The sequence below is a fragment of the Streptomyces sp. NPDC031474 genome (assembly GCF_055581185.1).
This window is the reverse complement of record NZ_JBVIJX010000019.1, coordinates 136,032-155,735: the sequence shown is the minus strand read 5'-3', so window position 1 is coordinate 155,735 and position 19,704 is coordinate 136,032. Positions and strand designations below refer to the sequence as shown.

Annotated in this window: 20 protein-coding genes; 10 read left to right on the top strand and 10 right to left on the bottom strand. The window is 72.1% G+C overall.

All coding sequences use genetic code 11. The features are described 5' to 3' along the window. Positions 1-2: 2 nt before the first annotated feature. Positions 3-527 carry a winged helix-turn-helix transcriptional regulator gene (locus ACZ5SK_RS35655; protein ID WP_334583091.1) on the bottom strand — a complete coding sequence of 175 codons (525 nt, stop codon included), beginning with the start codon at positions 525-527 and terminating at the stop codon, positions 3-5. A 144-nt stretch (positions 528-671) separates the two neighbouring features. Here ACZ5SK_RS35655 and ACZ5SK_RS35650 point away from each other — a divergent pair, with 144 nt between their 5' ends. Continuing rightward, positions 672-1,841, top strand: coding sequence for a thiolase family protein (locus ACZ5SK_RS35650; RefSeq protein ID WP_361708890.1), 1,170 nt, complete (start codon positions 672-674; stop codon positions 1,839-1,841). A 47-nt stretch (positions 1,842-1,888) separates the two neighbouring features. On the opposite strand, the gene ACZ5SK_RS35645 is transcribed toward ACZ5SK_RS35650, so the two are convergent. Both ACZ5SK_RS35645 and ACZ5SK_RS35640 read right to left on the bottom strand, forming a co-directional pair. Continuing rightward, the gene (locus tag ACZ5SK_RS35645) at positions 1,889-2,698 is read right to left on the bottom strand and encodes a TVP38/TMEM64 family protein (protein WP_334583089.1); all 810 of its coding nucleotides are present in this window, start codon (positions 2,696-2,698) and stop codon (positions 1,889-1,891) included. 56 nt (positions 2,699-2,754) lie between these two features. Next, on the bottom strand, positions 2,755-3,306 hold the full coding sequence (locus ACZ5SK_RS35640) for a hypothetical protein (protein ID WP_334583088.1): 552 nt from the start codon (positions 3,304-3,306) through the stop codon (positions 2,755-2,757). A gap of 279 nt (positions 3,307-3,585) precedes the next feature. Between ACZ5SK_RS35640 and tuf the strand changes: the two genes are divergently transcribed. Further along, positions 3,586-4,755, top strand: coding sequence for an elongation factor Tu (tuf, locus tag ACZ5SK_RS35635; RefSeq protein WP_334583087.1), 1,170 nt, complete (start codon positions 3,586-3,588; stop codon positions 4,753-4,755). 123 nt (positions 4,756-4,878) lie between these two features. Further along, positions 4,879-5,670, top strand: a complete 792-nt coding sequence (locus tag ACZ5SK_RS35630; protein ID WP_334583819.1) for a spermidine synthase — start codon at positions 4,879-4,881, stop codon at positions 5,668-5,670. A gap of 120 nt (positions 5,671-5,790) precedes the next feature. Here the strand turns inward: ACZ5SK_RS35630 and ACZ5SK_RS35625 are convergent, their stop codons facing one another. Further along, positions 5,791-6,831: a DUF8017 domain-containing protein gene (locus tag ACZ5SK_RS35625; RefSeq protein ID WP_468576973.1), complete on the bottom strand. Its 1,041-nt coding sequence runs from the start codon at positions 6,829-6,831 to the stop codon at positions 5,791-5,793. A gap of 112 nt (positions 6,832-6,943) precedes the next feature. Between ACZ5SK_RS35625 and ACZ5SK_RS35620 the strand changes: the two genes are divergently transcribed. Next, a complete protein-coding gene (locus tag ACZ5SK_RS35620) occupies positions 6,944-7,381 on the top strand; it encodes a DUF4442 domain-containing protein (RefSeq protein ID WP_334583818.1) in 438 nt (145 codons plus the stop codon). A 181-nt stretch (positions 7,382-7,562) separates the two neighbouring features. Here ACZ5SK_RS35620 and galU read toward each other — a convergent pair whose 3' ends face one another. Continuing rightward, the gene (galU, locus tag ACZ5SK_RS35615) at positions 7,563-8,492 is read right to left on the bottom strand and encodes a UTP--glucose-1-phosphate uridylyltransferase GalU (protein ID WP_361708896.1); all 930 of its coding nucleotides are present in this window, start codon (positions 8,490-8,492) and stop codon (positions 7,563-7,565) included. A 406-nt stretch (positions 8,493-8,898) separates the two neighbouring features. Between galU and ACZ5SK_RS35610 the strand changes: the two genes are divergently transcribed. Then, positions 8,899-10,821: an RICIN domain-containing protein gene (locus tag ACZ5SK_RS35610; RefSeq protein WP_468576971.1), complete on the top strand. Its 1,923-nt coding sequence runs from the start codon at positions 8,899-8,901 to the stop codon at positions 10,819-10,821. A gap of 216 nt (positions 10,822-11,037) precedes the next feature. Continuing rightward, positions 11,038-11,691, top strand: coding sequence for a DedA family protein (locus tag ACZ5SK_RS35605; protein WP_334583083.1), 654 nt, complete (start codon positions 11,038-11,040; stop codon positions 11,689-11,691). Positions 11,692-11,694: 3 nt separating this feature from the next. Here ACZ5SK_RS35605 and ACZ5SK_RS35600 read toward each other — a convergent pair whose 3' ends face one another. After that, positions 11,695-12,222: a gamma carbonic anhydrase family protein gene (locus ACZ5SK_RS35600; protein ID WP_334583082.1), complete on the bottom strand. Its 528-nt coding sequence runs from the start codon at positions 12,220-12,222 to the stop codon at positions 11,695-11,697. Between the two features lie 76 nt (positions 12,223-12,298). On the opposite strand from ACZ5SK_RS35600, the gene ACZ5SK_RS35595 reads away from it, so the two are divergent. After that, on the top strand, positions 12,299-13,096 hold the full coding sequence (locus ACZ5SK_RS35595) for an acyltransferase (protein WP_443041384.1): 798 nt from the start codon (positions 12,299-12,301) through the stop codon (positions 13,094-13,096). Between the two features lies 1 nt (position 13,097). On the opposite strand, the gene ACZ5SK_RS35590 is transcribed toward ACZ5SK_RS35595, so the two are convergent. Beyond that, positions 13,098-13,955 carry a DMT family transporter gene (locus tag ACZ5SK_RS35590; RefSeq protein WP_334583080.1) on the bottom strand — a complete coding sequence of 286 codons (858 nt, stop codon included), beginning with the start codon at positions 13,953-13,955 and terminating at the stop codon, positions 13,098-13,100. Positions 13,956-14,060: 105 nt separating this feature from the next. On the opposite strand from ACZ5SK_RS35590, the gene ACZ5SK_RS35585 reads away from it, so the two are divergent. Both ACZ5SK_RS35585 and ACZ5SK_RS35580 read left to right on the top strand, forming a co-directional pair. After that, a complete protein-coding gene (locus ACZ5SK_RS35585) occupies positions 14,061-14,639 on the top strand; it encodes a helix-turn-helix domain-containing protein (protein ID WP_099937760.1) in 579 nt (192 codons plus the stop codon). A 43-nt stretch (positions 14,640-14,682) separates the two neighbouring features. Further along, entirely contained in the window at positions 14,683-15,240 is a 558-nt protein-coding gene (locus ACZ5SK_RS35580) for a YbaK/EbsC family protein (protein WP_334583079.1), read from the top strand. A gap of 2 nt (positions 15,241-15,242) precedes the next feature. Here the strand turns inward: ACZ5SK_RS35580 and ACZ5SK_RS35575 are convergent, their stop codons facing one another. After that, the gene (locus ACZ5SK_RS35575; protein WP_361708906.1) at positions 15,243-16,352 is read right to left on the bottom strand and encodes a cation diffusion facilitator family transporter; all 1,110 of its coding nucleotides are present in this window, start codon (positions 16,350-16,352) and stop codon (positions 15,243-15,245) included. A gap of 62 nt (positions 16,353-16,414) precedes the next feature. Here ACZ5SK_RS35575 and ACZ5SK_RS35570 point away from each other — a divergent pair, with 62 nt between their 5' ends. Beyond that, entirely contained in the window at positions 16,415-16,774 is a 360-nt protein-coding gene (locus ACZ5SK_RS35570; protein ID WP_334583077.1) for an ArsR/SmtB family transcription factor, read from the top strand. 1 nt (position 16,775) lies between these two features. Here the strand turns inward: ACZ5SK_RS35570 and ACZ5SK_RS35565 are convergent, their stop codons facing one another. Both ACZ5SK_RS35565 and ACZ5SK_RS35560 read right to left on the bottom strand, forming a co-directional pair. Continuing rightward, entirely contained in the window at positions 16,776-17,984 is a 1,209-nt protein-coding gene (locus tag ACZ5SK_RS35565) for a 4-hydroxybenzoate 3-monooxygenase (RefSeq protein ID WP_334583076.1), read from the bottom strand. Positions 17,985-18,005: 21 nt separating this feature from the next. Next, a complete protein-coding gene (locus ACZ5SK_RS35560; RefSeq protein ID WP_334583075.1) occupies positions 18,006-19,649 on the bottom strand; it encodes an APC family permease in 1,644 nt (547 codons plus the stop codon). Between the last annotated feature and the right edge of the window lie 55 nt (positions 19,650-19,704).

Genomic DNA, 19,704 nt, shown 5'->3' with positions numbered 1-19,704 from the left:
TGCTACGCCGCCGACGGGCCTGCCACCGTCCACCCCGGTGTTTGCGGGTGGGCGGTCAGGTCTTCGTGACGGACCTCCTCGCCGCAGGCCGAGCAGGTGACCAGGGGGACCAGTTCGTTGCCGCAGGCGTGCTCGATCACCATGGGGCGGTCGTCGTCCTCACGGAGGTGGCGGTCGCCCCACGCCATGAGCGTCATCAGGAGCGGCTCCAGTTCGATCCCCGCCTGTGTGGGCCGGTACTCGAAGCGCTGCGGGCGCTCGCTGTAGGCGCGCCTGGTCAGGATCCCGGCGTCGACGAGGCGGCGCAGCCGGGTGGCCAGGATGTCGCGCGGGGCGCCGATGTTGCGCACCAGCTGGTCGAAGCGGCCGTTGCCCATGCATACCTCCCGCAGGACGAGCAGGGAGTACTTCTCACCGACGAGGGCGAGGGCGTCGGCGATCGAGCAGGGGCGCGGGGCCTTCGAGCCCCAGGAGCTCTTGGAGCCCTCGGAACCCTTGGAGTCCTTGGAGTCTTTGGTGGCGGCCATGCGATCAGTCTAGGGGAGCGTTGGAAAAACAAACCCGGGTCAGTTGGATTTTCCAACTCTCGGAGTTATGGTGGGTTTGAATTTCCTACTCACCAGTAGGCGCCGCAGGCATCCCTGCTCGTGCTCGTCATGGAGGCCCCGCACATGCGTGACGCAGTCATCGTCGAAGCCGTACGCACCCCCATGGGCAAGGGCAAGCCCAACGGCTCCCTCGCCCACGTCCACCCCGTCGAACTCCTCGCCCACACCCTGCGCACCCTCGTCGAGCGCTCGGGCGTCGACCCCGCGCTGATCGACGACGTCATCGGCGGCACGGTCGACCAGGTCGGCGAGCAGGCCATGAACACCACCCGCTACGCGCTGCTGTCGGCGGGCTTCCCCGAGACGGTCCCCGCGACCACCGTCGACCGCCAGTGCGGCTCCTCCCAGCAGGCCGTGCACTTCGCGGCCCAGGGCGTCATGTCCGGCGCCTACGACCTCGTCGTCGCCTGCGGGGTCGAGTCGATGAGCCGGGTGCCGATGTGGTCCAACGTGCCGCCCGGCAAGGACCCCTTCGGCCCCGGCGTGGCCGAGCGCTACCCCGAAGGGCTCGTCCCCCAGGGCGTCAGCGCCGAGCTCATCGCCGCCAAGTGGTCGATCACGCGGGAGCAGATGGACGCCTTCGCGGTGTCCTCGCACCGCAAGGCCGACGCGGCCTGGTCGGCGGGCCTCTTCGACGCCGAGGTCGCGCCCCTGGAGGGTGTCTCGCGCGACGAGTGCGTACGCCCCGGGAGCACGCCCGAGATCCTCGCCGGCCTCAAGTCCGCCTACTACGACCCGGCCTTCGCCGAGCGCTTCCCGCAGATCGAGTGGAACGTCACCGCGGGCAACGCGAGCCCCGTCAACGACGGTGCGTCGGCCGTGCTCATCACCTCCGGCGAGACCGCCGCCCGCCTCGGTCTGCGCCCGCTCGCCCGGCTGCACAGTTTCGCCGTCACCGGCTCGGATCCGCTGCTGATGCTGACCGGCGTGATCCCGGCGACCGAGAAGGTGCTGCACCGGGCAGGGCTACGGCTCGACGACATCGACCTCTTCGAGGTCAACGAGGCCTTCTCCAGCGTCGTCCTGGCCTGGCGGCAGGAGACCGGCGCCGACCTCGCCAAGGTCAACGTGCACGGCGGGGCGATCGCGCTCGGGCACCCGCTGGGCGCGAGCGGCACCCGTCTGACGACGACGCTCGTCCACGCGATGCGTGAACGCGGCGCCCGCTACGCCCTGCAGACGATGTGCGAGGCGGGCGGGCTCGCCAACGCGATGATCCTCGAAAGCGTCTGAGATGTCGTCAGGCGTTTGAGACGAGACGTTCTCCGGCGTTCGAGGCGTCAGGTCCTGCGCAGGTGGTGGCGTTTGCGCCAGGCCACCGCCGCGCCGCCGACCGCCGGCAGGGCGATGCAGGCCATGGCGATCAGGAAGGCGGGCGAGGTCGGCGAGGAGGCACGCGCCCCGGCGACGACGTACGCGGCGGTGTTCGGTATCGACCCCAGCGCGGTCGCGACCAGGAACGACAGCCAGCCCATGCGGGAGACTGCGGCGCAGTAGTTCGCGGCCCAGAACGGCACCCCCGGGAACAGCCGGGCGGCCAGCATCGAGCGCATGCCGTGCCGGCTCAACTGGCCGTCCGCCGCCTTGAGCAGCCGGCCGCGCAGCAGCGGACGGAGCGCGTCCTGCCCGAGGACGCGGCCGAGCCCGAACGCGATGCCGGCCCCCAGCACCGTGCCCGCCAGCGACGCGGTGAGACCCCACTGCGTGCCGAACAGCGCGCCCGCGGCCAGGTTCAGCAGCGGTCTCGGCACGAACGCCACGGTGCACAGGCCGTACGCCACCGCGAAGACGGCGGCCGCCGAGACGCCTCCCAACTGCGGTGGCCAGCCGTCCGCGAGGAGCTTTTGCGGTTCGAAGAGCAGCACGCTCGACGCGGCCCCCGCGAGCAGCGCGACCAGCAGCGCGAACCGGGCCCAGGGCGAGCGAAGCGCTCTGCTGCAGCGCGCGGTGATACCGCCGGACGCGGCGACGGGATCCGCGACGGACGTGGCGAAGGGCACGGGAGCCGGTACGGGGACGACGAGCTCCGTCGCGGCGGCCCGGGGAGGGGCCGTGGCGGTGCCCCCAGAGCGGGTGGTGGCATCGAGCATCTCGCGACAGTAACGGACGGACAGGTGTGATCGCCGTATGGTCCGTCTCACGACCGTCACAGGTGCGGGCGTCGGCGGGGCGCGTCGTCGTCCGGGGCGTGCGGGCTCGCGAAGCGGAACGGCACCGAGAGTCGGTCGGCCAGCGCCCTGCCCACCTCGTCGGCCACGGCTGCGCAGGGGTGGAGCGGGCCGGGGTCCGCGTCGGCGAGGTGCCGTACGGCTGCGCGCCGGTACAGCGTGGCCAGCGGGTGTTCGCCCTCGGGGTCGGCGGTGACGGCGCGCAGGATCACGAACCAGTCGTGGACCGTGTCCCCGTCCCAGACGGCCTCTATCGCCACGACGCGCCCCGGCGCACCGGCCGCACGTGCCGTCAGCGAGTCCAGGTCCAGCGGATCGTCCGGGGTCCGGGCGATCCGGTCACTGTGGTGGATGTAACGCTCGTGGACGACCAGTTGCGCGTCGTGGAGGCCCAGGCCTTGGGCCCGTCCGGCCTCCCAGACGGCGCGCACCGCCGGAAAAAGGGCGTCCTGGAGGACATATGCGTCGACCTGCTCGCGGATGCCCTCCGGCAGCAGTTCCCACCACTCGGTCGTGCTGATGCCGGTCATCAGGACAGCACCCCTCCCTCTCATCCCGTTTCAAACCGTCGAAAACCATTCGACACCGAACGAACCCTCGGCGATCATCGACACCATGTTCCGGTACGCCTTCGTCCTCACAGCATCCGCAGTCGCGGATGCACCGAAGGCTGCCGTCCCGCTCCTCGTGGCCGCTGTCGACGGCGCCCGAAGCTGACCCTCTCCGGATCGTCCGGCGACCCCGCAGGGGGAGGGTCGGCCAGCTCCCCGGGGTCCCCGCTTCCTACGGACACGCTTCGAGGTACAGCCATGCCCAAGACCGCCTACGTGCGCACCAAGCCGCACCTGAACATCGGCACCATGGGTCACGTCGACCACGGCAAGACCACCCTGACCGCCGCCATCACCAAGGTCCTCGCCGACCGCGGCGCCGGCACCTTCGTGCCGTTCGACCGCATCGACCGCGCCCCGGAGGAGGCCGCGCGCGGCATCACCATCAACATCGCGCACGTCGAGTACGAGACCGACACCCGGCACTACGCGCACGTCGACATGCCGGGCCACGCCGACTACGTCAAGAACATGGTCACCGGTGCCGCGCAGCTCGACGGGGCGATCCTCGTCGTCTCCGCGCTCGACGGGATCATGCCGCAGACCGCCGAGCATGTGCTGCTCGCCCGGCAGGTGGGCGTCGACCACGTGGTCGTGGCCCTGAACAAGGCGGACTCCGCCGACGAGGAGCTCGCCGACCTCGTCGAGCTGGAGGTCCGGGAACTCCTCACCCAGCACGGCTACGGCGGCGACGCCGCGCCCGTCGTACGGGTGTCGGGGCTCAAGGCCCTGGCGGGCGACCCGCGGTGGACGGCCTCCATCGACGCGCTGCTCGACGCGGTCGACACATATGTGCCGATGCCCGAGCGGTATCTCGACGCGCCGTTCCTGCTGTCCGTGGAGAACGTGCTCACCATCACGGGCCGGGGGACCGTCGTCACCGGCGCGGTGGAGCGGGGCACGGTCCGGGTGGGTGACCGGGTCGAAGTGCTCGGCGCCGGGCTGGAGAGCGTCGTCACCGGCCTGGAGACCTTCGGCAAGCCGATGGAGGAGGCGCAGGCGGGGGACAACGTGGCACTGCTGTTGCGTGGGGTGCCACGGGACGCCGTCCGGCGGGGCCATGTGGTCACGGCGCCGGGGAGTGTCCGGCCCAGTCGTCGGTTCACGGCCCAGGTGTACGTGCTCTCGGCGCGCGAAGGAGGACGTACGACGCCTGTCGCCACCGGGTACCGGCCGCAGTTCTACATCCGCACGGCTGACGTCGTGGGCGATGTGGACCTGGGGGAGGCGGCCGTGGCGCGACCGGGGGAGCGGGTCGTCATGACCGTCGAACTGGGGCGGGAGGTTCCGTTGGAGCCGGGTCTCGGGTTCGCCGTTCGTGAGGGCGGAAGGACCGTGGGAGCGGGCACCGTGACCGCCGTTCTGTGAGGGTGCGCGGGAGCCGTGTGGGGGGACGGCCCCGCGCCCCTTCGGGGGTCGCAGTGCAGGCACAATGAACAGGTGGAAGCCATACCCGTCACCCGCGACGTCGATCACGGCATCGCCAAGCTGATGCCCGACGTCGACCGGGAGCGGGCCTGGCTGCTGACCGTCGACGGGGCGCCGCAGTCGTACGTCGACCTGGACGACCCGACGTATCTGGAGTTCGAGTACACGCGGCGCCTCGGGCACGTCCTGGACACCGTCGCCGAGACGGGACGGCCGCTGGCCGTGCTGCACCTCGGCGGCGGCGCCCTCACCCTGCCCCGGTACCTGGCCGCGACCCGCCCGGGCTCCCGGCAGGACGTCGTCGAGTTCGACCGCGCTCTGCTGGACCTGGTCGCCGAGCACCTGCCCGTGCCGGCCGGCGCGGGCATCGCCCTGCACGCCGCCGACGCGCGGGCCTGGCTGGAGGCAGCCCCGGACGGCTCCGCCGACGCGCTCGTCGCCGACGTCTTCGGCGGCTCCCGGGTCCCCGCCCATCTGACCTCCCTGTCCTACGCCCAGGAGGCCGGACGGGTCCTGCGCGGTGACGGCGTCTATCTGGCGAACCTCGCCGACGCCGCGCCCTTCGGCTTCCTGCGGTCCCAACTCGCCAACCTCGCCGCGGTGTTCGAGGAGCTGGCGCTCATCGCCGAGCCGGCCGTCCTGCGCGGCCGCCGGTTCGGCAACGCGGTGCTCGTCGCCGCGCACCACCCGCTCGACGTGACCGCACTGGCCCGCCGCACGGCCTCCGACGCGTTCCCCGCCCGGGTGGAGCACGGCCTGGGCCTGCGTCAATTCATCGGCGACGCACGCCCGGTACGTGACGAGGACGCCGTACCCTCGCCCGTGCCGCCCGACGGGGCGTTCGGCATCGGCTGAGCGGCCGGGGCCCTTGCGGGCGCAGCTGTGCTGGTCCCGCCCAGGACCGAGGACATCGGCATGTCCTCGGCCGCGGGGGACAAGAGCCCCCGGCCGGTGCCGCCGGGCGCCCTCTCGTCCCTAGTTGTGCGTCGGCGTCCCGTGCAGCCGTACGGTGCTGAGGATCTGCATGATCGTGGCCTTCGGGAGCTCGTCCTTCACGCCCTTGGCCCCGTACAGGTTCCATGACACGTAGTCGCCGTTGGAGTTCTTGAAGCCGAACGTGATCGCCTTGCCGTCGCTGTCGCACTTGCCCTTCTGGGGCGTGTTCGTCGACTGCGCCCAGGCGTAACTGCCCTTGACGCCGGAGGCGGTCGTGAAGGGCGTGGCCTTCTTGTCGAAGGTGATGCTCTTCTTGTCCGGCTGGGTGTAGCCGCCGAAGACCCACCAGGCGGGCGTGTTGATCGCGATCTCGTCGGTGGTCTTGGCCCCTTCGGCTCCCTTGCTGCCGACCACGGCGAGCGCGGTGTCGTCGGTCTTGCCGTCCTTGTCGGAGTCCGTGGAGCACCACTTCGACTTGAACTCGGCCGTGCCCTGCTGATGGATCGCGTCGTAGCCGTCGGGCTTCTTCTTGTCCTCCCACTCGAAGCCCTGGCCGAGCCCCGGCGACTGGACCTCCCAGTCGGCCGGCACGTCGAAGGCGATCCCCCACTTGGGGTTCACGACGACCTTCCAGCCGGCGACGGTCGGCTTCTCCGTCTCGTTGCTGCGCGGGTTGTCGTCCGTGCCGGACGAGGCCGACGCGGAAGCGGATGTCGAGCTGGTGGGGCTCGCGCTGCCCTTGCCCGCGTCGACCGGTTTGTCGTCGTCGCCGCCCAGCACCAGGAACCCGGTGACACCGGCGGCCACGACGACGGCCGATGCCGCGACGATCGCCACCAGCTTCGTCCGGTTGCCACCTGCTCCGCCGCCGGGCGGCGGGGTGGGCGCGCCCGCGGGCGCCGGGCCGCCCCACTGCGGCTGCGTGGGCGGCTGCGCGGGCTGCTGCGCATAGGGGTTGGGCTGCTGCTGGTAACCGGGCTGCTGATACGGATTCGGCTGCTGGTATCCCGGCTGTTGGTACGGATTGTTCTGCGCCTGCGGGTTCTGCTCTCCCCCGGGCGGCTGCTGTCCTGGCCACATGGCCAGAAACCCTAGTGCCGTCGGGGCGTGATGCGGTCACCGCCCCTTGTCAGGGTGTGCTGGCCAGCTGAAGCTACTCGCAGGTAACATTGTGGCCATGAGCGCAGACCAGATGTCCATCGGCGAGATGCTCGCCGCCACGGTGCCCATGGCCCGGACCCTGAATCTCGAGTTCCTCGAGGCCGGTCCGGAGAAGGCCGTGGTCGCCCTGCCGGACCAGGGCGAATTCCACAACCACGTGGGCGGGCCGCACGCCGGGGCGATGTTCACGCTCGGCGAGTCCGCCAGCGGCGCGATCGTCCTGGCCGCGTTCGGCGACCAGCTCTCCCGCGCCGTGCCGCTCGCCGTCGGCGCCGAGATCGCCTACCGGAAGCTGGCCATGGGCGCGGTCACCGCCACCGCCACGCTGGGCCGCCCGGCCGCCGAGGTCGTCGCGCAGGTCGACGCGGGGGAGCGCCCCGAGTTCCCGGTCGCGATCGAGATCCGCCGCGCGGACGGGGCCGTCACCGCAGAGATGACCGTGATCTGGACCCTGCGCCCCAACGGCTGAGGTTCCAACGCGTCGTGCGTACGAGAGCGGCGGCCCCGGGGACGGTGCACACCACCGCCGGGACCGTCGCGCCGTCCCCGGCCCGTGACGCAATCGTGCCGTCAGCCCGTCAGCCCGTCAGCCCGTCAGCCCGTCAGCCCGTCAGCCCGTCAGCCCGTCAGCCCGTCAGCCCGTCAGCCCGTCACGCCGCCGGCCGCTCCCGCTGCGTCCCGCCGTTCTCCAGGTCCGCCACGAACTCCTTGAGCCAGGCCACGAACTCCGGTCCCAGGTCGGGGCGGTCGCAGGCCAGCCGGACGACCGTGCGCAGGTAGTCGGCCTTGTCGCCGGTGTCGTAGCGGCGGCCGGAGAAGATCACGCCGTGCACCGTGCCGCCCGCCGCGAGCTCCTGCAAGGCGTCGGTGAGCTGGATCTCGCCGCCGCGGCCCGGCTGGGTGCGCTCCAGGACGTCGAAGACGGCCGGGTCGAGGACGTAGCGCCCGATGACCGCGTACCGGCTCGGCGCTTCCTGGCGTGCGGGCTTCTCCACCAGGCCGGTGACGCGCACGACCCCCTCCTCGCCGGACGGCTCCACGGCCGCGCAGCCGTAGAGGTGGACCTGCTCCGGCGGGACCTCCATCAGGGCGACCACGCTGCCGGCGTACCGCTCGCGGACCTCGAGCATGCTGCTGAGCAGGCTCTCGCGCGGGTCGATGAGATCGTCGCCGAGGAGTACGGCGAACGGCTGGTCGCCCACGTGGTTGCGGGCGCACAGCACCGCGTGGCCGAGGCCGAGCGGGTCGCCCTGCCGGATGTGGTGGATGTCGGCGAGTCGGGCCGGGTCGCGCACCGCGTCCAGCCGCACGGTGTCGCCCTTGGCGGCGAGCGCCTGCTCCAGCTCGAAGGCGTGGTCGAAGTGGTCCTCGATGGCGCGCTTGTGCCGGCCGGTGACCATCAGGACGTCGTCCAGACCGGCGGCGGCAGCCTCCTCGACGACGTACTGGATGGCCGGCTTGTCCACGACCGGCAGCATCTCCTTGGGGGTCGCCTTGGTGGCCGGCAGGAAACGGGTGCCGAGACCGGCGGCCGGGACGACTGCTTTGCGGACACGGGGTGCGGAGTGGGGGGTGCTCATGCGGAGCATGCTGGCCCGCCGGGATGGGAGAACACCGAGAGTCCCATCTGAGATTCCTGTGGGCCGCTCCCGTGCCGGGGCGGCCGGCCGCGCGAGGGCGGGAAGTTGGAGATTCGGTGCCTCATCCGGCTTTCCGCGTACACAAGTTGAGTCCCGCAGTCCGCGTTATTTTCGAATGCGGGTGCGGATACCGCCGGTAACTTATCTGAAGTTTCCGCACTTTGAACTTGGGTCACTCGAACTCCTTGTTTCTTGTGAGGCGCGTGTGCGAAGGTGAGCCTCCCCTTACGGATGGGTCGGATCCGGCCAACGCGCCCGATCAGGCCAAAGGTACGCACCAATCAGGCACCTGCTTTCCGACGACGTGTTTTCCGTGCCGTCCGTCGGCTTGGAAGGAAATGGTTCCGTGCAATCCCCGAACCCCCCACGACCGCCCCACCCGCCCCGCCCCGGCCGGCCCCCCGGCGATTCCGACCCCCAACTCGTCGCCCGGCTGGGCGACGCCGACGGACGCGCCCGCGCGGTCGCCCTGCTGATCGCCCGCCACTGGCGGGCGGCCCACGAGTACGCGACCGTCTGCCTGGCCGGCACCGAGGACACGGCGCGGCTCGTGGCCGCCGCCGCGTTCCACGAGGTGCTCGGCCGGCTGACGGACGGGCGCATGGGGGGCGCTCTGCGTCCCCAACTCCTCGTCGCCGTACGGGAGACGGTCAGGGAATGGGCCGGCGCCGACGGGGTGTCCGCCGTTCTGCCGGAACTGCGGAAAACCGTCGGCGGCCGGGGACTGCGCGCGGCACGGCCCGTGACCTCCGAAAGGCGGCAACTCGCCGAGCGCGCTTTCCGGTCACTCCCGGCAGCCTCCCAATGCCTCTTGTGGCACACGGAGGTGGAGGCGGAACCCATATCCGTACCGGCCGGTCTGTCGGGTGTGGACGACATCACCGCGGCGGCCGTCCTGGAACAGGCGCGGGAACAATTCCGGGCCGGCTGCGTGCGCGCCCACCGTGAACTCGCGCCGACGAGCGAATGCCGTTTCTACAACCGCCTCCTGGACGTTCCCCTGCGCCGCGGCGGAACCCTGCTGCCCGATGTCCGCTCGCATCTCGCGCACTGCCGCTTCTGCCGGCACGCCGCCGAACAGCTCAGCCATTTCGACGGCGGACTGGACGTACTGCTCGCCGAGACCGTGCTCGGCTGGGGCGCCCGCCGCTACCTCGACTCCCGCCCCGGACGCCCCACGTCCGCCGATGCCCCGGCCCGGCCCGCCGGGGTGCGCCCGCTCGCCGGCCAAGGCCGGCACCGCACCACCTCGGCGGGGTTGCTCGCCCTGCCGGGCAGACGGCCCAAGGCCGTGCTCGTGGGTGTGGGGCTGACCTCCCTGGCGCTGGTCGCGACGGTCTTCGTCGCCAAGGGCTGGACCGACGACAGCGGTGTCCCCGCGCCCCGCGCCACCTGGGGCGCGCCGGTCGGCGGGACCAACACCCCGGCCGCCGACGGACAGGGCGTCCCGGGCCGCTCCGCCGCCGGCCCGCCCCCCGGATCCCCGTCGGCCGCCTCCGCGTCCGACTCCCGGACCGCCGAGGCCGGGCACGGCAGGCTGCGCAGCCCGGACAGCGGACTCTGCCTGGACGCCGACGGCGGCCGGACCGAGCCCGCGACGCCGATCGTCGTGGCCGCGTGCTCGTCCGCCATCTCCCAGCAGTGGTCGTACCAGGACGACGGACTGCTGCGCAGCGCCGCCGCCCCGACGCTCTGCCTGACCGCCGACCCCGGCCACCGCACGACCGCCCTGGCCGCGTGTCTGGTGCACTCGGGCGAGACGTTCTTCGACCTGACCGTCCGCGGTGAAATCCTGCTGCGCCGGGACGGCGGCCTGGTCGTCGCCCGCGGCGCCGGAGGGTCGAGGAAGGCCGTCGTCGCCGAGCGGGACGGGTCGGCCGGACAGCGCTGGGTGTTCGACACCGCCGACGCGGCGGCCGGGGCCCTGGGCCCGGAGGTACACGGGACGGCACAGCCGCCCGGTCCGGGCACCGCCCACCCTCCGGGTGATCCGGGCCTCCCGGCGTCCTCGACCCCGCCCGGCGCCGCGCCCTTCGCCCCCGACACGGCCCCGGCGCCCGCTCCGGCCGCACCCGCCCCGCTCGCACCGGAGTTCGGGACGAGGGTCGCCCAGGTGGGCTGCTGTGGAGCCGCTGCCGACCCGGCCGGACCGGCAGCGGGAACGGCCCCCGCGACCCTCCTCGACGCCGTCCCGGCCCCCGCCGAGGTGCCCCGCCTGCTCGGCGAGGCCGTCGTGAACGTGACCAAGCCCCTTTCGTTCGGTCACTGAGCGACGAACCGAAGGCCGAAGGAGGGGCCGCCCGAGGGGAGCGGCCCCTCCTTCTCGTCGCCGACCGCCCGCTGACGCCTTGGCGAGCACGGCAGGACGGCGTCCCCGTCGGCGGTTCACGGCCAAGGGCGAGGTCCTTCGGCGCTGCACCACCGACCCGGTAGGCTTCCCGGGTACGCAAGGCTGCCGAGGGACGTCGAACGGGAGGAACGCGCGGTGCACGTGCAGGAATGGCTTGACACGGTGCCCGCGGCCGCCGTCTACGCAGTGGTCGCCCTGGTCATCGGACTCGAAAGCCTCGGCATCCCGCTGCCGGGCGAGATCATCCTGGTCTCGGCCGCGCTGATGTCCTCCCAGCACGGCGGTATCAACCCCGTTGTCCTCGGCGCCTGCGCCACCGCCGGCGCGGTGGTCGGCGACTCCATCGGCTACGCCATCGGCCGCAAGGGCGGGCGCCCGCTGCTTGCCTGGCTCGGCGCGAAGTTCCCCAGGCACTTCGGCGAGGGGCACATCGCCACCGCCGAACGGTCCTTCGAGAAGTGGGGCATGTGGGCCGTCTTCTTCGGCCGCTTCATCGCCCTCCTGCGCATCTTCGCCGGCCCGCTCGCGGGCGTCCTGCACATGCCGTACTGGAAGTTCCTGATCGCCAACGTCCTCGGCGGCATCGCCTGGGCCGGCGGCACGACGGCCGTCATCTACTACGTGGGTGTCGTCGCGGAGTCCTGGCTGAAGAAGTTCTCGTACCTGGGGCTCGTGGCAGCGGCGCTCATCGGCTTGGCGTCGTTCCTGATCATCAAGCGCAAGGCGAAGCGCGCCGCCCGGGAGGCCGAGGCGAAGACCGAGGTCGAGACGGTGGCCGCCGCCGAGTAGTGCCTACGCGTGGATCTCACCATGGGCTTTGGCCAGATCCGCGTAGAGCGTGCCGTTGAGGGTCACTCCCTGACGCTCCTCCTCGCTCAACTCCCGCTTCACCTTCGCCGGCACCCCCGCCACCAGTGACCCCGGCGGCACCTCCATCCCCTGCGGCACGAGCGCCTGCGCGGCGACCAGCGAACCCGCCCCGATCACCGCCCCGTTGAGCACGGTCGCGCCCATCCCGATCAGGCAGTCGTCCCCGACCGTCGCCCCGTGCACGACCGCGTTGTGGCCGACGGACACCCGCTCGCCGATCGTCACCGGAAAGCCGGGGTCGGCGTGCAGCGTCACGTTGTCCTGGATGTTGGCGTCGCGCCGGACGGTGATCCGCTCGACGTCACCGCGCACGACCGCGCCGTACCAGACGCTCGCGCCCGCCTCCAGCGTCACGTCCCCGATCACCGAGGCCGTCGGCGCCACGAACGCCTCCGCGTCGACCTCGGGTTCCCTGCCGCCGATGCCCACGATCAGCGCCTTGTGCGTCATCACCGTCTCCTCGTGTCGGTCGTCCTCCCGCACGGTACGCCACCCGGTAGGGCGAAGATCACAGGGCGTCGCACCCATGGCCGCAACGCGCGCTGAGTACGGTGAGCGGGTGCCGAAGCGCAAGAACACGTTCTCATCATGGCGGCGTCGCCTGGGGCAGCGCGCCGTCCAGGCGGGCTGGGCCTGGGTGCAGCGCACCGGCTCCGTCACCGCCGAGCACCCCGGCCGCTTCCGCTTCGGCTCGATGGGCACGGGCACCCGGCTCGCCTTCCCGCTCGGCACGGTGTTCGGGGAGCCGTGGATCCACCTCGGCGCGCACTGCATCGTCGGCGAGCAGGTGACTCTCACCGCCGGTCTGATGCCCGACCTCGACCTCGGCCCCGATCCGATCCTGCGCCTCGGCGACGGCGTGGTCCTCGGCCGGGGCAGCCATGTCATCGCCGACACGACCGTCACCATCGGCAGCGACTGCTACTTCGGCCCGTATGTGTACGTGACGTCCACGAACCACTCCTACGACGATCCGCACGAGCCCATCGGCAAGCAGTGGCCGCGCATGGAGCCCGTGGAGATCGGCCCCGGGTGCTGGATCGGCACGGGGGCGGTGATCCTGCCGGGAGCGCGGATCGGACGCAACGTCGTGGTCGCTGCGGGGGCGGTGGTGCGGGGCACGGTGCCCGACCATTGCGTCGTCGCGGGGGCGCCCGCCAAGGTCGTGCGGCGCTGGACGCCCGCCGAGGGCTGGCAGCCGCCGCTGCGCACGCCCGCGCCGGTGCCGATACCGGACGGGGTCACCCCGGACCAGCTGGTCGCGCTGTCGGAGCTGGACGAGGAGACCGTCGAGAAGCTGGCCCAGCTGGAGCCGGAGGGCTGACTCAGCCCGTCGCCAGCAGCAGCGTGCCCACCAGCGCCAGTCCCGCGCCCGCGGCCTGGACCGCGCGTAGCCGCTCCCGCAGGAAGCCGCGCGCGGCCAGCGCCGTCACCACCGGGTAGAGCGAGGCGAGCACCGCGGCCACCGTGACCGGGCCGTGCTGGGCGGCGACGGCATAGGTGCCGTTCGCGGCGACGTCGGCCAGCCCGACGAATCCGAACGACGGCAGCGAGGCCCACGCGAGCCCGCCCGCGGGCAGCGCGGACGCCCCGCGCCGGACAGCGACGTACAGCGCCGCACCGCCCGTGGCCACATTGGTCACGCGCTGCACGAACAGGGCGAGGAACAGGCCGGTGACGGTCGTGGACGCCTCGGTGATCAGCACGAACACCGTGCCGAAACCGAGCGCCGCGACCAGCGTGAGCAGCACGGCCTGCCGCTGCACCGCCGCGCCGCGCAGTTGCGGACCGCCCGCGAGGACGACCCCGACGACCGCCACCGCGATGCCCGCGAGCTGGACGAGCCCCGGGCGCTCGCCGAGGACCAGCCCGACGGAGACCGGCACGGCCACGCTCAGCGTGGCCAGCGGGGAGACGACCCCCATGGGGCCGAGCGCCAGCGCCTTGTAGAACGAGAGCAGGGCGACGGGCCCCACCAGCCCGGCCGCGACGGCGAACCACAGCCGGGGACCGGCCTCGCTCCAGCCGCCGGTGGCGATCACGATCACGCCGAGGACGGCCGCCGCGATCGACTGCGAGACCATGACCACCGTGAGCGCCGGGGTCCTCCGGGTCAGCAGCCCGCCGCCGAAGTCGGCCAGGCCCCACAGGAGGCTGGTGGCCAGGGCGAAGAGTGCTGTCACCGGGTCCTCGCAGTACAGTTCGGTGCACGGTCGGGTGCACCACACCGTAGTGCAAGGTGCTGAACCCTGTCATCCAGAATATTGGACTCCCGAAGTGGACGGAACGTGTCGGACCTCGAACTCCTGACTCAGTCCCTGGCGCGCAACGTCAAGCACTGGCGCGCGGTGCGCGGCTTCACCCTCGACACGCTCGCGGCCCGCGCCGGGGTCAGTCGCGGCATGCTGATCCAGATCGAGCAGGCCCGCACGAATCCCAGCCTCGGCACGGTCGTCAAGATCGGCGACGCGCTCGGGGTGAGCATCACCACCCTGCTCGACTACGAACAGGGGCCGAAGGTCCGTGTCGTTCCCGCCGAGCAGGCGGTACGGCTGTGGCACACCGACGAGGGCAGCTTCAGCCGGCTCCTCGCGGGCACGGAGGCGCCGGGCCCGCTGGAGATGTGGGACTGGCGGCTCATGCCCGGCGAGAGCAGCGGCTCGGAGCCGCACCCGCCGGGCACCGTCGAGATCGCCCATGTCACCGCCGGTGAACTCACCCTCACCGTCGACGGCGTGGAGTACCGCGTGCCGACGGGCGCGAGCGTCACGTTCGAGGCCAATGCCGCGCACCGGTACGGCAATCAGGGCGAGGTCCCGACGGAGATGGTGCTGACCGTGTCGGTGCCGCCGCCGCCCGTGAGCTGAGACCCCCCTCGGGCGGGCGTGGACGGGCTGTTAGCGTGCGATCATGCGCGCACCCATCGGTCACTTCGACACCGCCGTCCCCGCCCCCGACTGCCTCGACGAGCTGACCGCCCCGGTCGCCGACGCCGTACGTCACTGGAGCGGCAGCGTGCCCGCCGACCGGATCGTCTACGTCGACACCGACCCGCAGTGGGCCGACACGGCCGTGTTCGTGGAGCACTACGGGCCCGAACTGCTGGAGCAGTCCGCGAACTGCGTGGTGGTGGCCGGCAAGCGCGGCGGCGAGACGACCCTCGCCGCCTGCCTCGTGCTGTCCACCACCCGGGTAGACGTCAACGGCGTCGTCCGCCGCCAACTGGGCGCCCGCAAGGCCTCGTTCGCCGCCATGGACACGGCCGTCGGGGAGACCGGCATGGAGTACGGCGGGATCACCCCGATCGGACTCCCCGCCGCCTGGCCGGTGTTGGTGGACTCCGCCGTCGTCGACCTGCCGTACGTCCTGGTGGGCAGCGGGCGCCGACGCGGCAAGCTCCTGGTGCCGGGCAAGGCCCTCGCCGAACTGCCGGGCGCGGTGGTGCTGGAGGGGCTCGGGGTGGCCTGAGCTCAGGCCATGCCGTGATGGGCGAGGGCCAGATGCGGGTCGTCCTCGCCGGGGGCCGGCGCCGGGTCCGCGTGGACCAGCGCGGCCGTCAGGCGGGGGACGGCGTGCAGCAGGGCGTGTTCCGCGTCCACGGCGATACCGTGCGCCTGACGTACCGTCACCTGGCCGTCCACGACGACCGCCACCTCGGCCCGCAGCCGGTGCCCGATCCAGCGCAGCCGCAACTCGCCCACCCCGCGCACTCCTTCGACCTCCCGCAGCGCCCGCTCGGCCCGGTCGACCAGGGCCGGGTCCACGGCGTCCATGACGCGCCGGAACACCTCCCGCGCCGCGTCCCGCAGCACCAGTGCGATCGCCGCCGTGATCGCCAACCCCACGACCGGGTCCGCGAGTTGCCACCCGAGCGCGGAGCCGCCCGCGCCCAGCAGCACCGCCAGTGAGGTGAACCCGTCCGTGCGCGCGTGCAGTCCGTCCGCCACCAGCGCGGCCGAGCCGATGGAGCGGCCGACCCGGATGCGGTACCGCGCCACCCACTCATTGCCCGCGAAGCCCACCAGCGCGGCCACGGCGACCGCGCCGATGTGGTGCACGGGGCGCGGGTCCAGCAGCCGCTCGACGGCCGTCCACCCCGCGAAGGCCGCCGACGCGGCGATCGTCAGCACGATCGCGATGCCCGCCAGGTCCTCCGCCCGCCCGTAGCCGTAGGTGAAGCGGCGCGTGGCCGCCCGCCGGCCCAGCACGAACGCGATCCCCAAGGGCACGGCCGTCAGCGCGTCCGCCGCGTTGTGCACCGTGTCACCGAGCAGCGCCACCGACCCGGACAGCACCACCACGACCGCCTGCGCGACGGCCGTCACGCCCAGCACCGCCAACGACAGCCAGAGCGCGCGCATGCCCCGGGCCGAGGACTCCAGGGCCGGGTCCAGCTTGTCGGCGGCCTCATGGGAGTGCGGGGTGAGGAGATGGGCGATGCGGTGGCGAAGGCCCAGGGAGCGGGATGGGGACGGGGAGGGGGCGTGGTGCGGATGCTCATGGGCGTGCTCATGGTGATGCCCGTGCTGGTGCTGGTGCTGGTGCTCGTGCCCGTGTTCGTGGTCGTGCCGCTCGCTCACGTCGATCCCCTTCCGGTGCGCCGAGGTGGACGCGCACGCGTCCGTCCCGCCATTATGTGCGTATGAGCGCACGCATGCACCTGTCACCTGCACACCATGCGCATCCGCGCACGCCCGGCGAGGAGCAGTTCGCCCTCGCCGCCGAACTCCTCGCCCTCCTCGGCGACCGCACCCGGCTCGCCCTGCTGCACGCGCTCGGCTCCGGCGAGGCCGATGTGACGACCCTGACCGAACGTTGCGGAGCGGCCCGGCCGGCGGTCAGCCAGCACCTGGCGCGGCTGCGGCTGGCCGGGCTCGTGCACACCCGGAAGGAGGGCCGCCGGGTGATCTACTCGCTCTCCGACGGCCATCTGCGCCGCCTGGTGGACGAGGCCCTGAACGTGGCGGACCACCGGCTCGGGGACGAACCGCCGCACGACTGACTCAGTAGTGGTCCGCGGTCCCGAGGTACTGCTCCGCGAAGGCGGCAGCGGCGGTGGGAGACGTGAACAGCCGGCGCAGCCGGGCGAACGTCGTGCCCGCCCGGAACGGGTCGCCGGCCGCGGTCCCGTGGTAGACCTCGGACAGCCACTGGGAGAACTCCTGGTAGTCCCACACCCGGCGCAGACATGTGTCCGAGTAGCTGTCCAGGCCGGCCCCGTCGCCGCCGTCCAGGTAGGCGACCAGTGAGTCGCCCAGCAGGAACGCGTCGTGCAGGGCGAGGTTCAGGCCCTTCGCGGCGATGGGCGCCACGAGGTGGGCCGAGTCCCCGGCCAGGAAGAGCCGCCCGTACGTCATCGGCTCGACCACGTAGTCGTGCATGTCCAGCACACGCTTCTCGATCAGCGGCCCCTCGGTGAGCGGCGGACCGTCCAACGCGCCGAGGCGCTGGTGCAGCTCGGACCAGATCCGGTCGTCGGACCAGTTCTCCGGGTCGTCGCCGGGCGGGCACTGCAGGTAGTAGCGGGTCATCTCGGGGCTGCGGGCCATGTGCCCGGCGAACCCGTTCGGATGGACGCCGAACAGCACACAGTCGGCGGACGGCGGCGCCTCGGCGAGCAGCGCCAGCCAGCCGATGCCGTAGTCGTGCCGCGCGATCCGCGCCCGCTCCGGCGTCAGCGCGGCCCGGCCGACCCCGCGCGCCCCGTCCGCGCCGACCACGAAGTCGCAGGTCAGCACCTGCCGTTCAGCCGTGTCGTGACAGGTGTACGACACCGTCGGCCGGGCCGTGTCGAGGTCGTGCAGCTCGACGTCGCGCACCGAGAAGCGGGCGTCGCCGCCGCGTACGTCGACGTAGCTGTGGACGAGGTCCGTCACCAGCAACGGCTGCGGGTACACCCAGTGGTGATGGCCCGTCAGTTCGGTGTAGGGGAAGCGGTACCGCTCGCCGCCGAAGCGGAACTCGCACGCGGAGTGCAGCTGAGCACGCTCCGTCAAGTGGTGTGCGAGGCCCCGTTGTTGCAGTCCGCGCACCGCCCACTCCTCGATGACGCCGGCGCGTGGCCGCCGCTCGATGAACTCACGGCTCTCCGTCTCCAGGACGACACAGTCGACGGACGCGGCCCGCAGGATGTTGCCGACGGTGAGACCCGCGGGGCCGGCGCCCACGACGACGACCGGAGTGTGGTGAGAGGAGGGGGAGTTGGTGGTCACCCGCACATTATGGGCCGCACATTATGGGTGGGCCGGGGCGTCCGCGACCGTGACCTCCTCGATGCTGCGCTCGATCTCCTCGGGGCGGGACGCGGACGCCTTCGCCCAGGAGTAGACCGCCAGCGAGAATGCGGTCACGACCAGCATGTCCCACCACAGTCCCAGGTGCCCCTGGCCGCCGAAACCGCCCTGCCAGGAGATCAGGCCGAGGCCCAGCAGATAGACGGGAAGCCACTGCGCGGCCTTCCAGTCCAGCCGGGGCGCGTCGGGCAGCCCGGCGCGGACGGCGTACCAGGCGTAGCCGCCGAGCAGCACATAGCCGATGACGATGGCGACGCCGAGCCGCCACAGCGTGTCCCAGCCGGCCCAGTAGATGATGAGGTTGGCCACCGCGAACGACAGCGGGGAGACCCACCTGCCGCCCGGCAGCCGGTACGGACGCTCGTGGTGCGGCAGCCGGTCGGCGAACACCCCGTAGGCCAGCGGCGCGCCCGCGTACATCAGCACGCTCGCCGAGGTGATGAAGCCGACCAGCTCCTGCCAGCTGGGGAACGGCAGGAAACAGACGACGCCGGTCACGAACGACATGATCAGCCCGAACCAGGGCACGCCCCGCCTGTCGGTGTGCGTGAACACCTTCGGCGCGTAGCCGTTGCGGGCCAGGCCGAAGGAGATCCGGGAGGTCGCGGTGGTGTAGATGAGGCCGGTGCCGCCGGGGGAGATCACCGCGTCGAGGTACAGCACGGCGCTCAGCCAGCCCAGTCCCACCAGGGTCGCCAGGCCCGCCCAGGGGCCGCTGATGCCCGCGTAGTTCAGCTTGGCCCAGCCGTCGGCGAAGGCGCTGTGCGGGAGCGCGGCGATGAACACGACCTGGAGCAGCACATAGACCACGGCGCCGATCGCGACCGAGCCGAGGGTCGCCCTGGGCAGGTCCCGCTTCGGGTCCCGGCTCTCGCCGGCGAGCTGGATCGCCTGCTCGAACCCCAGCAGGGCGAAGATGATGCCGGACGAACTGATCGCGCTCAGCACGCCCTTCGCGCCGAACGGCGCGAAGCCCTCCGAAGTGAAGTTGCCCGGATGGAAATTGCCGGCCGCGATGACGAATATCGCGACCAACGGCACCGCGATCTTCCACCAGGTGGCGGCGCTGTTGGTGTGCGCGAGCGCCCGGACGCCCAAGAAGTTCACGGCGACGAACAAGGCCATGAGGAATACGGCGACCATGAACCCGTCGGTGGTGAGGGTGCCGTCGGAATGCTGAAAACCTTGTGCCCAGCTCCAGTGCCCGGCGTATCCGATCATCGCCTCGACCTCGATCGGCGCCACGGTCGCCGCCTGCAGCCAGGAGAACCAGCCGAAGGACATTCCGGCCAGGCCGCCGAAAGCGTAGTGCGGATAGCGTGCCGTGCCGCCCGCGACCGGGAACATCCCGCCGAGCTCGGCGTGCACCAGGGCGAGGAGCACGATCGCCACGGCCCCGATCACCCACGACACGACCGCGGCGGGGCCGGCCACCACGACCGCCTTCTGGGCGCCGTACAGCCAGCCGGAGCCGATGATGGATCCGACCGACGCCCACATCAGCCCGATCAGTCCGACGTCCCGGCGCAGTCCGCCCGCGCCCGGGTTCTCCTTGGCCTGGGAAAGGGGATCTACGCTTACCATATTTTCAACGGCCTCTCATAAATGACTTACCTGGAAGGTGAGTTCGCCATTTATC

Bases quoted from the DNA above. Each gene is read 5' to 3' on its own strand.
- ACZ5SK_RS35655 (WP_334583091.1), bottom strand. From the start codon at position 527: ATGGCCGCCACCAAAGACTCCAAGGACTCCAAGGGTTCCGAGGGCTCC.
- ACZ5SK_RS35650 (WP_361708890.1), top strand. From the start codon at position 672: ATGCGTGACGCAGTCATCGTCGAAGCCGTACGCACCCCCATGGGCAAG.
- ACZ5SK_RS35645 (WP_334583089.1), bottom strand. From the start codon at position 2,698: ATGCTCGATGCCACCACCCGCTCTGGGGGCACCGCCACGGCCCCTCCC.
- ACZ5SK_RS35640 (WP_334583088.1), bottom strand. From the start codon at position 3,306: ATGACCGGCATCAGCACGACCGAGTGGTGGGAACTGCTGCCGGAGGGC.
- tuf (WP_334583087.1), top strand. From the start codon at position 3,586: ATGCCCAAGACCGCCTACGTGCGCACCAAGCCGCACCTGAACATCGGC.
- ACZ5SK_RS35630 (WP_334583819.1), top strand. From the start codon at position 4,879: ATGCCCGACGTCGACCGGGAGCGGGCCTGGCTGCTGACCGTCGACGGG.
- ACZ5SK_RS35625 (WP_468576973.1), bottom strand. From the start codon at position 6,831: ATGTGGCCAGGACAGCAGCCGCCCGGGGGAGAGCAGAACCCGCAGGCG.
- ACZ5SK_RS35620 (WP_334583818.1), top strand. From the start codon at position 6,944: ATGTCCATCGGCGAGATGCTCGCCGCCACGGTGCCCATGGCCCGGACC.
- galU (WP_361708896.1), bottom strand. From the start codon at position 8,492: ATGAGCACCCCCCACTCCGCACCCCGTGTCCGCAAAGCAGTCGTCCCG.
- ACZ5SK_RS35600 (WP_334583082.1), bottom strand. From the start codon at position 12,222: ATGACGCACAAGGCGCTGATCGTGGGCATCGGCGGCAGGGAACCCGAG.
- ACZ5SK_RS35595 (WP_443041384.1), top strand. From the start codon at position 12,299: ATGGCCGCAACGCGCGCTGAGTACGGTGAGCGGGTGCCGAAGCGCAAG.
- ACZ5SK_RS35580 (WP_334583079.1), top strand. From the start codon at position 14,683: ATGCGCGCACCCATCGGTCACTTCGACACCGCCGTCCCCGCCCCCGAC.
- ACZ5SK_RS35570 (WP_334583077.1), top strand. From the start codon at position 16,415: ATGAGCGCACGCATGCACCTGTCACCTGCACACCATGCGCATCCGCGC.
- ACZ5SK_RS35560 (WP_334583075.1), bottom strand. From the start codon at position 19,649: ATGGTAAGCGTAGATCCCCTTTCCCAGGCCAAGGAGAACCCGGGCGCG.